The 11,738-nt window shown below is 57.5% G+C and carries 12 protein-coding genes and 1 tRNA gene; 6 read left to right on the plus strand and 7 right to left on the minus strand.

Annotated features, from left to right (window positions below; genetic code table 11):
• The first annotated feature begins 6 nt into the window (after window positions 1-6).
• From trkA to hflX, 5 genes are read left to right on the plus strand one after another with little or no spacing between them, the layout of a single operon-like run.
• On the plus strand, window positions 7-1,380 hold the full coding sequence (gene trkA, locus ACO079_RS02800; protein WP_421791583.1) for a Trk system potassium transporter TrkA: 1,374 nt from the start codon (window positions 7-9) through the stop codon (window positions 1,378-1,380).
• 6 nt (window positions 1,381-1,386) lie between these two features.
• Window positions 1,387-2,799: a potassium transporter TrkG gene (locus tag ACO079_RS02805; RefSeq protein ID WP_421791584.1), complete on the plus strand. Its 1,413-nt coding sequence runs from the start codon at window positions 1,387-1,389 to the stop codon at window positions 2,797-2,799.
• 6 nt (window positions 2,800-2,805) lie between these two features.
• Window positions 2,806-3,729 carry a D-amino-acid transaminase gene (locus ACO079_RS02810; protein ID WP_421791586.1) on the plus strand — a complete coding sequence of 308 codons (924 nt, stop codon included), beginning with the start codon at window positions 2,806-2,808 and terminating at the stop codon, window positions 3,727-3,729.
• Window positions 3,730-3,774: 45 nt separating this feature from the next.
• Window positions 3,775-4,035, plus strand: coding sequence for an RNA chaperone Hfq (gene hfq / locus ACO079_RS02815; protein WP_421791588.1), 261 nt, complete (start codon window positions 3,775-3,777; stop codon window positions 4,033-4,035).
• On the plus strand, window positions 4,032-5,360 hold the full coding sequence (gene hflX / locus ACO079_RS02820; protein WP_421791590.1) for a GTPase HflX: 1,329 nt from the start codon (window positions 4,032-4,034) through the stop codon (window positions 5,358-5,360). Before hfq ends, hflX begins: the two co-directional genes overlap by 4 nt.
• On the opposite strand, the gene mazG is transcribed toward hflX, so the two are convergent.
• The 7 genes from mazG to ACO079_RS02855 form a co-directional block, all read right to left on the minus strand.
• On the minus strand, window positions 5,357-6,124 hold the full coding sequence (mazG, locus tag ACO079_RS02825; protein ID WP_421791592.1) for a nucleoside triphosphate pyrophosphohydrolase: 768 nt from the start codon (window positions 6,122-6,124) through the stop codon (window positions 5,357-5,359). The genes hflX and mazG overlap by 4 nt on opposite strands.
• Before the next feature lie 118 nt (window positions 6,125-6,242).
• Complete coding sequence (locus tag ACO079_RS02830) at window positions 6,243-7,070, minus strand: MBL fold metallo-hydrolase (protein ID WP_421791593.1); 828 nt, start codon at window positions 7,068-7,070, stop codon at window positions 6,243-6,245.
• Window positions 7,067-7,852, minus strand: a complete 786-nt coding sequence (locus ACO079_RS02835; RefSeq protein WP_421791595.1) for a TatD family hydrolase — start codon at window positions 7,850-7,852, stop codon at window positions 7,067-7,069. Before ACO079_RS02835 ends, ACO079_RS02830 begins: the two co-directional genes overlap by 4 nt.
• Window positions 7,853-7,857: 5 nt before the next feature.
• Window positions 7,858-8,865 carry a DNA polymerase III subunit delta' gene (locus tag ACO079_RS02840; RefSeq protein ID WP_421791597.1) on the minus strand — a complete coding sequence of 336 codons (1,008 nt, stop codon included), beginning with the start codon at window positions 8,863-8,865 and terminating at the stop codon, window positions 7,858-7,860.
• Entirely contained in the window at window positions 8,862-9,491 is a 630-nt protein-coding gene (gene tmk / locus ACO079_RS02845; RefSeq protein WP_421791599.1) for a dTMP kinase, read from the minus strand. Before tmk ends, ACO079_RS02840 begins: the two co-directional genes overlap by 4 nt.
• Window positions 9,491-10,621, minus strand: a complete 1,131-nt coding sequence (locus ACO079_RS02850; protein WP_421791600.1) for a D-alanyl-D-alanine carboxypeptidase family protein — start codon at window positions 10,619-10,621, stop codon at window positions 9,491-9,493. The genes tmk and ACO079_RS02850 overlap by 1 nt, the downstream gene beginning before the upstream one ends.
• An 83-nt stretch (window positions 10,622-10,704) precedes the next feature.
• Window positions 10,705-11,526 (minus strand): septal ring lytic transglycosylase RlpA family protein, encoded by an 822-nt coding sequence (locus tag ACO079_RS02855; protein ID WP_421791602.1) that lies wholly within the window; start codon window positions 11,524-11,526, stop codon window positions 10,705-10,707.
• 119 nt (window positions 11,527-11,645) lie between these two features.
• Between ACO079_RS02855 and ACO079_RS02860 the strand changes: the two genes are divergently transcribed.
• Window positions 11,646-11,733: transfer RNA gene (locus ACO079_RS02860), tRNA-Ser, on the plus strand.
• Window positions 11,734-11,738: the final 5 nt, after the last annotated feature.

Below are 11,738 nucleotides of genomic sequence, written 5' to 3' on the forward strand. Positions count from 1 at the left end.
GACGCCATGAAGGCAGTCGTCTGCGGGGCAGGGCGCGTCGGTTACGGCATCGCCAAGGCGCTATCGCGCGAAGGTAATGCGGTGACCGTTGTAGATTGGTCTCCAGAACTCATTTCCCAGATCACGACAGATCTCGATGTCCGGGGCGTGGTGGGCCACGGTGCTCATCCTGAATCGCTAGAGCGTGCAGGCGTGGCAGATGCGGAATTGCTGGTTGCGGTAACGCATTCCGATGAAACGAACATGATCGCTTGCCAGGTCGCGCACTCTCTCTTCAAGACGCCAATGCGGATCGCCCGGGTGCGCGCTCAGGCCTATCTGGATCCCGCATGGCGAGGGCTGTTTTCGACCGGCAACCTGCCGGTAGACGTCGTCATCTCACCTGAACAGGAAGTCGGGCGGGCGATCTTGCAGCGGGTTGAAACGCCCGGTGCTTTTTCAACCGCCTTGTTTGCCGGCGGACGCGTTCAACTTCTGGGCATCCGGATGCATGAAGACAGCCCTGTGGCAGGTTCTTCCATCGAACAGATACGCGAGATTTTTCCGGATCTGCGGCTTTCGCTTTGCGGAGTAAATCGCGACGGCAAGCTGTTTGTCCCAACGGTCAGTGACCCGCTACTGGCGGACGATGAAATCTACATCGCAATTGAGCCAAAAATGCTGGATCGCGCGTTACAGATTCTCGGAGAGAAAACCGAGAAAGTCCGCCGCGTCATCGTAATTGGTGCTGGAAATATCGGCGTCTATGTTGCGCGCGCTCTGGAACGTCTGGGGCGCGTGAAAGTCCGCCTGATCGAAGCCAATAAAAGCCGCGCTGAAGCGGCGGCCAATCAGCTGAAACGCACCGTTGTCCTTCACGGCGACGGCTTGACGCCGGAATTGTTGCGCGAGGCCGGAGTGGATCGAGCCGAACTTGCCGTCTGTGTGACGAATGATGACAAGGTCAACCTCCTCAGCGCCGTCATGGCCAAGCGTGAAGGGGCGGGGAGAGCCATTTGTCTGGTGAATGAGGAGGCCTTCAAGCCTTTAAGGGATGCGCTCGAAGTTGATGCCTTCATTGATCCGCGCACAACAACGGTTTCGACCATTCTCCAGCACATCCGTCGCGGCCGGATTACCGGACTTCAATCTATTGCCGGGGGGTTGGCCGAAGCGCTTGAAGGTGTTGTCCTGGCGACCTCACCCTTGATGGGAAAATCGATCGATGATCTTGAATTGCCGGACAATGTCACGATCGGCGCATTGGTTCAGGACGGCGAGATTTTCATGCCGGGCGAGCAAGCCGTGGTGAAAGAAGGCGATCGCATGCTGCTATTCGCAGAATCTGATGCAGTCCCAAAAGTCGAGCGCCTGTTCCGCGTTAGCCTGGATTATTTCTAGCCGGTAATGCGATCGCTCGGATTTCTGCGTCCTTTGGGACAGACCTGGACAGGGCTCTCTCTTGTCATCGGTATTGTCGCAGCTTTTTCCGCACTGGGGCAAGCGTGGCTGGCCGCACAGGCATTTGCGATCACAGCAGGGTTGCTGGGTTTTGCCGGTGGACTGATCTGGTCGGCAACCGGAGGCGTGAAAATTATCGCACGCGCGGCAGAGGCTTCGGCCTATGTGATGGCGATGTGGGTTACAACGCCTCTTTTTCTTGTTGTGCCATTTTTGTTTTTCATTCCGGACGCCAGCTATCTTGACGGTGCGTTTGAGGCGTATTCGGCCCTGACCACGACCGGAGCTATTCTCTCGCCCCCCGAAGCGGTCCCTGACGCCATCATATTCTGGCGCTGCTTCATCAGCTTTGTCGGTGGATATCTTACTTTGCTAACGGCTGCGGGCGTCTTAGCCGCATTCGACCGCGGCGGGCTGGAGCTCAGAAAATCCATCCTTTTGACAGTCGATCAAGAGAATATTTTTTCCAACTTGCAAGTTGCCGCACGCCGCATCCTTGTCGTTTATTGCGGCATCCTCGCGGTGGGTATGCTGGCGCTTATCGCCACCGGCGTTCCGATATTTGAAGCACTTTGCCTGGCGATGAGCGCGCTCTCAACGGGAGGCTATACCGTCTCTTCCGGGCCTCTCCTGTCGCAAGTGCCAGCCTTGGCAATCGCGTTGTTGGCTGTGCTGGCATTCGCAGGGGCAATCAATATCGCGGTGGTGCGCGATGCGGTTAGCCGTTATCGAATTCCCCTGAATGGTGATCTGTTGGCCATGCTCGGTGTGATCGCCGGGCTCTACCTGATTTTCCTGATATCGACTGACGCGCCTGCCGCACCGCTGAGCTCCCTGGCTGATGCCATCTTCGTCATCACGACCGCTGGCTTTTCGGCCACGGAATCGGCAGGCTATGTGCCGTTGGCAGCCGTATTGGCGGCCATGATAGGCGGAGCCGCAGCGTCCACAGCAGGCGGGTTGAAAATCTCGCGGCTCGTCATTCTTTCCCAATCTGCTTTTGTAGAGCTGGCGCGGATGGCAAATCCGTCAGGCGTTGTCGGAATTCGCTATCGCGGGCGCAGTGCGGATAACCCGGCTATGCTCGCATTGTGGGCAACAGTGCTGAGCTATATCGGACTGGTCGCGATTTCGATCGTCATCCTGTCGCTGCTCGGCGCCCCTTTTGATGCCGCCTGGAGTGTCGCGACCACCGCGCTCGCCAATGCCGGGCCTCTGCACAACCAGCTGTCACCTGAATTTTCCTGGAGTGACTTACCCGCAATGGCGAAAATATATTCGATCCTGCTTATGGTGCTTGGCCGGTTGGAAGTGCTGGCCGGTCTGGCGGCGATCGTTGCTTTGTTCAGGAGATTCTAGAGCCCCATGTCGCGTTTTGCCTACGTCAATGGCCGCTTTATTGCGCATCCTCATGCCCGCATACACATCGAAGATCGCGGCAATCAGTTTGCGGATGCGGTCTATGAAGTGTGGGGGGTGACAAAGGGCCAGTTGATGGATTTCGATGGGCATTTGATGCGGTTGGCCAGATCGCTTGGTGAGCTTCGCATCAAATCTCCCATGAGCAATCAGGCGCTCTCCGCAGTCCTGTTCCGCATGATCGAGCTCAACAGGCTGCATAGTGGGTTGATCTATCTGCAGATTTCGCGCGGGCAGGCGCGACGGGACCATGTTTTCCCCGGCCCTCAAACCCGTGCCAGCGTCATTATGACCGCGAAAGCCACAAACGCTGAACGTATCGAGCGCAAAGCCCGTGAAGGCATCAAGGTGATTACGCAGCCCGATATCCGTTGGGGGCGGCGCGACATCAAGACAGTTTCCCTCTTGCCCAACGTGCTGGTCCGTCAGGCGGCCGCAGAGGCAGGCGCGCAGGAAGGTTGGATGATTGATGACGCAGGCCTGGTTACTGAGGGCTCGGCCTCAAATGCCTGGATTGTCAATGCGGAAGGGGTTCTCATAACGCGTCCGGCCGACCACGACATCCTGAATGGGATTACGCGGCGTACCATTATCGCCCTCGCTGCTAAAGAAGGCATCCGGACCGAAGAACGCGCCTTTTCTCTGGAAGAGGCCCGATTGGCCCAGGAAGCCTTTGTAACGTCGGCGTCGACTTTTGCCACGCCGGTCATCGAGATTGACGGCCAGCCCGTCGGAAACGGGCATCCGGGAACGTTTTCCTTGCAGTTACGAGAGAGTTATGTTGCAACTGCGAAAGAGCGGGCGAGGGGCGCAAATGTACGGCGGTCTCCGCCCTTGCTTGCACGACGCCGCAAACACCCGGTAATCTGACGGGACATTGGGGACGCCAAGAACAAAAATAACAGGAGCGCACACATGTCTGGTGAAAGAAAAAGCAATAACCTCCAGGACGTATTCCTCAACTCAGTCCGCAAAACGAAAACACCCCTGACGATTTTTCTGGTGAACGGGGTGAAACTGCAGGGCGTGGTGACCTGGTTTGATAATTTCTGCCTCCTGCTCCGGCGCGATGGCCAGTCCCAACTGGTCTACAAACATGCGATCTCGACAATTATGCCTTCAGCTCCGGTTTCCCTGTTTGAGGAGGAAGAGGGCGGCGAGGACAGCGAAGCTTGATTGAAACCGAACGGCCTGCCGACAAAGCGGTAGTTATCCGCGCCAGGCTGGGCCCTGAAGATGTGGAAGAACACGCCCGTCTGGACGAAGCGACGGGCCTTGCCGAAGCCCTCGGACTTGATGTTCAGTCCTCCATATTTGCCCCGGTCCGGAAAATAGATCCGGGCCGCTATCTGGGACGTGGCAAGTTGGAGGAGATGAAGTTCTTCATCGAAGAGCAAGAGGCCTCGGTCGTCATCGTGGATGCGGCGCTCTCTCCCGTGCAGCAACGCAATCTCGAGAAGACCTGGAAGGTGAAGGTCATCGACCGCACCGGTTTGATTCTTGAAATTTTTGGTCTTCGAGCCCGAACCAAGGAAGGCCGCTTGCAGGTTGAGCTGGCCAGGTTGGCTTATGAACGCTCGCGGCTGGTTCGCACATGGACACACCTGGAACGCCAGCGCGGCGGAATGGGTACAGTGGGCGGGCCCGGCGAAACCCAGATTGAGGCTGACCGCCGGATCCTTGCGGACAAGATGGCACGTCTTCGCCGGGAGCTTGAAGAGGTACGAAGGACACGCGCGCTGCACCGCAAGACCCGTAAGGCCACGCCTTTTCCAGTCGTGGCCATTGTTGGTTATACCAATGCTGGAAAGTCGACACTTTTCAACAAGATGACCGGGGCAGGGGTGTTCGCAAAAGACATGCCTTTTGCAACGCTGGACACCACCGTAAGAGGGCTGCGGACGCCGGCAGGGTCGCAAATCATGTTATCGGACACAGTCGGCTTTATCACCGATCTTCCCACCGAACTGGTGGCCGCCTTTCGTGCAACGCTGGAAGAAGTCCGCGAGGCCGACATTATCCTTCACGTGCTGGACGTATCCGCGGTGGATTTCGAAACCCGGCGCCGGGAAGTTGAAGCCATACTGGATGCGCTCGACGCCGGTAGCGAGCATGGGCAACCGGTCATCGAAGTCTTCAACAAAATCGATCTGTGGTCTGACAGTGAGCCATTGGATGTTGATGCCGTTAGCGCGCTTCCGCGCAAAAGCGATGAAGCCCGCTGCGCCATTTCTGTGTCGGCGCAGACAGGCGAGGGGATAGATCGCTTACTCGCCGCTATCGATGACACTCTCGCCGAGCAGACGGTGCTGCTCGAAGCCGTCACATCGCCCGGTGAGCATCGCCCGGTGGCCTGGTTACACGAGCACGGTGCTGTTCTGAGCGAAATTGTTGATGAACAGGGCCGCACGACGGTGAGGGCAAGATTGTCTCCGGAAGCAGCCGGACGCTTTGCTGCGCAATTTCCGGCTTTAACGCCAAAACTGGAAGACGCGGTCTAGGTTTTTTTTTGCGTGTTTTCGAGCTTCTTGGCGTCTACCCACAAGGCTTCCATATCATCAAGGCTGACAGCCTTAATGTCCCGATTATCAGCTTTCAATGTTTGTTCTATGTATCTGAAACGACGTTCGAATTTTGTATTCGCGCGGCGCAAGGCCGCTTCGCTGTCGATTCGGGTTTTACGCGCCAGGTTTGCGCAGACAAACAGAAGATCTCCAATCTCGTCTTCAATCCGGTCTAGATCACCCGTTTCTATCGCTTCACCGACTTCTTCACGTTCTTCATCCAGCTTTTGGAGCACACGTTTGGCATCCGGCCAGTCAAAACCTACCGTCGCCGCTCGTTTCTGAAGCTTCTGAGCCCGCTTTAAAGCGGGCAGGGCCAGCGGAACGTCATCCAGCAATCCTTCAGAGCCTTTGCTTTTCTTGCGCTCATCAGCCTTGATGGCTTCCCAGTCCTGTGTCTGTGCCTCATTGTCGGCATATTGCTTGTCGCCAAACACGTGCGGATGCCGGCGGATCATCTTGTCATTGATGGCATCTGCGACATCATCAAAATCAAAGAAACCAGCTTCTTCCGCCATGCGGGAGTGAAACACGACCTGCAGCAAAAGATCGCCAAGCTCACTCTTGAGATCGTCCATATCATTCCGGCGGATCGCGTCATCCACCTCATAGGCTTCCTCGATCGTATAAGGGGCGATGGTCTCGAATGTCTGGCCAACATCCCACGGGCAACCCGTTTCAGGATCACGGAGCCGCTCCATTATAGTGCGGAGTTTTCCGAGGGGAGTTGGCTGTTTCAAGTCGCGCTACTCCTGAGATCAATGTATGATATGCGCATAATATATATTATGAGACATATGATATCTATTTCTAATCATTTCAAAATCGAAGCTGAAAGCCGTCATACGCCGGCACAATATTTTCAGGCAATCGCGCTGCCAGTGCCTCATAGTCGAGATCAACATGAAGATTTGTCAGCACGCCCCTCCCGGCTTGTGCGTGATCCAGCCACCCCAGTGCATCACTCACGCTGGCATGAGTCGGGTGTGGTGTCTCGCGCAGTGCATCAACGATCCAGACCGGGACTTGCCTCAGAATGTCGAATGCTGTCTCGGGCACAGCGCTGACATCCGGAGAATATGCGAAGGGTCCAAACCGGAAACCGGCCGCGATTATTCCGCCATGTTCAAGGCGCAGCATCATCATAGGAAGAGCGCCACCTGGCCCATCAAGATGAAACTCGACGCCCTGAGCGGGAATATCGCGTGCTTCGAGAATGGATGGATACGGAGATCCGGCCTTGCTCTCAAACACATATTTGAAGCGATTTGTCAGGCTGTTGCGGGTTTCCGGGATCATCCAGACTGGCATCCGCTTTCGCGCCCGCAACACATAGGGCCTCAGATCGTCAATGCCGTGGGTCTGATCCGCATGATCATGCGTGAAAACTACGCCATCAAGACGGTTTACGCCCGCAGACAGCATTTGTTCGCGGAAGTCCGGCGAAGTGTCGATGACAATGGTTGTGACCGAACCATTTTCAAAAAGCGTGCTTGTTTCCGCATATTCGACCAACAAGCTACAGCGCCGTCGCCGGTTTTTGGGATTGTCTGGATTGCACGCGCCCCAATCACCATCAGGACGCGGAACGCCGCCGGACGAGCCACAGCCCAATATCGTCACTTGCCAAACCGATTGATCGGTCATTCGGGCCGCCGGGCTTTAGAGAATAGATCAAAGAAGGCCTTTGTGGTTTTTTCTGCGCCCTCCTCCGGTGTCCAGCCATAAAGCGGACACAGGCCCGCCAGCACGTCGGGCAGATAGGCTGGTTCATTCCGGCGGCCACGATGCGGCACCGGTGCCAGATACGGGCAATCCGTCTCGATGATTACCCGGTCTTGCGGGATCGTATCGCGGAAGACCTGGCGGACGTCCTCGGCTTTCTTGAAGGTCACAATGCCAGACGCGGCAAAATAAGCGCCCAGGGCCGCAGCCCGGCGCGCCAGATCTTCACCGCCCGTGTAACAATGCATCAGCGCCTTGAAAGGGCCGCGCGCCATTTCTGCTTCCAGAAAGTCCGCCATTTCGGCATCGGCATCGCGCGTGTGAAGGATCAATGGCAATCCGGTTTGTCTTGCCGCCTCGACATGGGTTTTCAGACTTTGAAACTGATCTCCGCGCGGGCTGTACCCATAGTGAAAATCCAGCCCGGTTTCACCGATTCCGATGACTTTCGGATGGGCCGCCTTTTCCAGCAATTCTTCAAGCGGCACGTCCGGCCGGTCTTTGGCGTGATGTGGGTGTGCGCCGATCGTGCACCAGATATTCTCATTCGCCTCGGCGATTGCCAGTACGTCGTCGAAATCGGACAAACGGCAACAGATCGCAATCATACCGCCGACACCGGCGCCTTTCGCCCGCGACAAAACCTCAGGCAAATCCTGTGCATAAGTATCGCCATGAAGATTGGTGTGACTGTCAATCAGCATTCCAGCTAGCGGGCCTCGCGTGCGGCTTTTTCCATGTGGGCAAGCGCCGAGAGCGCCGCCTGCTTGGTATCGAGATAGAGCCCTTGAGTTTCACCGGCCAGTTTTTCAATTTCCAGTCTGGCGGTAAGCCACGCATCCGGAGGCAGGCCTTCAATCGCCCGTTCTTTGGCAAGGCGGGCCGCATTGCGCGAAAGCGACGCAAAGAATTGAGGACGCAAACCCTCTGCGCCCCGCGCCGAAACGCGCGCAGCCAATCGGCGGGAGGATTTTTGATCCCAGTTTGGCAAACGATCCAGAAGGTTCCGGACATCCTGCTCCAGATCAAGGGCACCGGAATGAAGAAAGGCCAGCGCCCTGCCCGGCGCACCCTTCGCCAGCATTGAAACAGAATTTGCTTTTCCAGAGTCTATACCCTGCCTTCTGACCAACCAGTCTGCCGTTTCTTCAACCTCCGGAGCGCGCAGCTCAAGATGCCGGCAGCGCGAGCGGATGGTCGGCAGCAATCGTCCGGGTGAGTGTGTGACCAGAAACAGAAGACCGCGCTCCGGCGGCTCTTCCAGAGTTTTGAGCAAACCGTTCGCGGCATTTCGGTTGAACTCGTCCATGGAATCAATGATCGCAATCCGCCATCCCGGTTCACCGGCGCTTCGCGAAAAGAAATCCGGAACCCGGCGGACTTCGTCTATCGTGATTTCCGCACGCCATCGCTTGCGTTTTTCATCCCAGGGCCGATTGATCGTCAGAAGGTTCGGGTGTGATTTTGCGCGCACTTTCCGGGCCGCTGCCTCAAGGCCGCGCGTTTCCCCCAGCAAGGAAACTGCCGCCTTATAGGCCAGGCTGGCCTTTCCCACCCCCTTGGGCCCCGTAATCATCCAGGCGTGATGCATTCGCTGGCTTTGTCGAGCCTGCTCGAATGCGTCCCAAGCCGCATCATGACCGAACAGATCTTCAATCTCGCGGGGCGGTGCACAACCTTCCTCGGTGTCCGGATCCAGATCGGCCGCGCTGCTCATTCCGGCAACCGCCTTCGCACAGCCATGATGGCAGCCATCGCCACATCATCAGGTGACGCGGTGCCATCCAGTGTTTCAATGCGTTCCGGAGCCAATTCAGCAAGTTGGTGATAGCAAGCCCGCAAGCGGCGATGAAACTCCATCTCCTTTGATTCAAAACGGATTTCGAGCCCTAACCGCGCCTGAGTCCGGTCGATACCAAGCTCGGGTGGAATATCGATCAACAAGGTAAGGTCTGGCTGGAACTCGCCCAGGACTAGCGTGTGCAATTGGCGAAGGCGATCCATGGATATTCCACCAGCCGCGCCCTGGTAGGCAAGCGTGGAATCGGCAAAACGATCGGAGATAACAATTGCTCCCCGATCCAGCGCGGGCCGGATCGCCTTTTCGACATGATCATTCCGGGCCGCGTAAAACAACAAGGCTTCTGTCATCGCCGACCAACGGTCGGTCTTGCCCTCCACCAGCAGTTGCCGGATCTCTTCAGCCCCGGGCGTACCACCCGGTTCACGCGTCACGATCACTTCGTATCCGGCTGCCTTGAGGTCAGCCTGCAGCGACCGCGCAAGCGTGGACTTGCCCGCGCCTTCCCCGCCTTCAAGGGTGACAAACAACCCCTTGACCATCAATTCACGCCAAACAATCCGCCCAAACCGGACAGAGCCAGCCCGACAAGGCCTTTTCGGGCAACATCCTCAGCTGCAACCAGTTCAAAGGAGCGCGGTTCCAGGCCCGGCGCCGAGACTTCCAGCCGGGCAATGGCATCGCCTTCAGCGATCGGCGCTGCAATGGGGCCGTCATATACAATTTCCGCCCGCAGATCATTGGCAGCCCGAATATGAAGACCCAGCTGGGCATTTTCAGTCAGACGCAAGCCAACCGTTTCACTCACGCCCTGAAACACATCGGCAGAGCCAATTTCCTCGCCCGCCTGTGCCAGCCGTACTAACTCAAATTCGGCGAGCGCGGCACGCATCAAACGCTCGCCTTCGCTGGCGCGCGAGCGTTCGCTATCCATGCCGTTATAGACCACAATCCGGCGCGTCCCGTCGCGTTCGCCCGACGCGACAAGCCCGTAACCTGCCTCCTGGGTATGTCCAGTTTTAAGCCCGTCCACACCGGGCATATTCAACAGGGGATTCCGGTTGAATTGGCGGATCCCGTTATAGGTCATCTCGCGTTCGGCGAAGATCGGGTAATATTGCGGGTACTCCCGGATCAGCAACACCGTCAGACGCGCCAGGTCAATTGCGCTGATCCGATGATCAGGATGTGGCCACCCGGTCGAATTCGCAAAACTGGCGCTGGAAAGACCGAGCTCCTGCGCGCGCTGCGTCATATCCGCTGCAAAGGCCGTTTCGGACCCGGAAATCGCCTCGGCCAGGACAATACACGCATCATTACCGGACTGGATGATAATGCTGCGGATTAGATCTTCAACGCGGACCCGCGAATTCACCTCAAGGAACATGGTCGAGGATCCGGACGCGGCTCCTCCGGTTCGCCACGCGTATTCAGAGACCGGCAATTCGGTGTCCAGCGACAAAGTCCCCTGCTCAATTGCTTCAAAAGTCATCAGCAATGTCATCAGCTTGGACATTGACGAGGGCGGCATGGGCGTATCGCCATTGTGATTGTACAGGACCTCACCGCTCTCATAATCGAGAATGACGGCGTGACTGGCAGACGTCTGAAACGTCTGCGCCTGCACCGACGGCATGAGCGTGAGCAGGCAAAAAATCAGAAAAGCGCGCACGAAGCGTTCCTCCATCGCGGAATCAGACAGCCGGGTCAGAGGTCAGATTGAAACGCGTGGCTGGCCGCCCCGCAAGTGCGCTGTCAGTTTAATGCCACTACGCGTGCGTCATAGACCCCAAAACGGCCCAGTGACCGGCTCAAACGATCGGCCTCGGAACGGGGCAGGTCATCGCCGACGAAGACCCGGTATATGTTGCGGCCCCGGGATCGGACCCGTTCGATGGACGCGTCTCCCTGTGAGGAAAGCCTCCGTCTAAGCGCTTCTGCATTGGCACGTTGGGAAAACGCACCGGCCTGCACGCGGAAGCGCCCGGTCGCCGTGTTGGCGGCAATAATCCGTGACGGAGCCACCGAACCGGCAGCGGCAACGCCGTCAGGCGGCCCCAGATATCGCACCCGGACACGCGCCGTGCCTTGTTGCAAAAACCCGAGCTCGATAGCGGCGGCCCGGCTGACATCAAGAATTCGATCCCGGGCAAACGGACCCCGATCATTCAATCTCAAAACCTGCGTGCGGCCATTCTCCAGGTTTGTCACCTCGATCAGAGCCGGAATGGGCAAGGTCGGATGCGCGGCGCTCAGCTCATTCTGGTCGAATATTTCGCCATTGGCTGTGGGGCGTCCATGAAAATTCGGGCCATACCAGGAGGAAACCCCGATCTCGTCATAATCGTCATCCCTCGCGGGCACATAGGTCCGGCCATTGATGGTGTAGGGCCGGCCGATCTTTTGTTCCCCTGCCCCGGTACGGTTAAGCCGCGCCGAGCTCGATGACCCTGACCCGATGACCGGCGCACTGACGCTCAGACCCCGAACGACGTGCGCAGACGACGAGCAGGCCGCCAGCATCGCAGCGCAAGCCAAAACCATCATAACCGATATATTCCGGGCTGAGACGCGCATGTCCAGACTCCACCCTAATTCCATCCACTCTGCAGTTTAGATGAAAGTGGTGAAGCAAGCGTAAGCATTCGCCCATTGCTTTTTTGGGCCCAAGCCCGCTATGAGAGCGCACGACCCGCGGAGGAGTGGCAGAGTGGTCGAATGCGGCGGTCTTGAAAACCGTTGAACCGCGAGGTTCCGGGGGTTCGAATCCCTCCTCCTCCGCCAGCTTG

The sequence above is a fragment of the Hyphobacterium sp. genome, from assembly GCF_965228115.1.
Taxonomy (GTDB): Bacteria; Pseudomonadota; Alphaproteobacteria; order Caulobacterales; family Maricaulaceae; genus Hyphobacterium.

Excerpts from the sequence above, each read along its gene's own strand:
- ACO079_RS02835 (WP_421791595.1), bottom strand. The coding sequence starts at position 7,852 with ATGCTGATTGACAGTCACACCAATCTTCATGGCGATACTTATGCACAG.
- trkA (WP_421791583.1), top strand. The coding sequence starts at position 7 with ATGAAGGCAGTCGTCTGCGGGGCAGGGCGCGTCGGTTACGGCATCGCC.
- ACO079_RS02855 (WP_421791602.1), bottom strand. The coding sequence starts at position 11,526 with ATGCGCGTCTCAGCCCGGAATATATCGGTTATGATGGTTTTGGCTTGC.
- hfq (WP_421791588.1), top strand. The coding sequence starts at position 3,775 with ATGTCTGGTGAAAGAAAAAGCAATAACCTCCAGGACGTATTCCTCAAC.
- ACO079_RS02805 (WP_421791584.1), top strand. The coding sequence starts at position 1,387 with ATGCGATCGCTCGGATTTCTGCGTCCTTTGGGACAGACCTGGACAGGG.
- ACO079_RS02830 (WP_421791593.1), bottom strand. The coding sequence starts at position 7,070 with ATGACCGATCAATCGGTTTGGCAAGTGACGATATTGGGCTGTGGCTCG.
- mazG (WP_421791592.1), bottom strand. The coding sequence starts at position 6,124 with ATGGAGCGGCTCCGTGATCCTGAAACGGGTTGCCCGTGGGATGTTGGC.
- tmk (WP_421791599.1), bottom strand. The coding sequence starts at position 9,491 with ATGGTCAAGGGGTTGTTTGTCACCCTTGAAGGCGGGGAAGGCGCGGGC.
- ACO079_RS02810 (WP_421791586.1), top strand. The coding sequence starts at position 2,806 with ATGTCGCGTTTTGCCTACGTCAATGGCCGCTTTATTGCGCATCCTCAT.
- ACO079_RS02840 (WP_421791597.1), bottom strand. The coding sequence starts at position 8,865 with ATGAGCAGCGCGGCCGATCTGGATCCGGACACCGAGGAAGGTTGTGCA.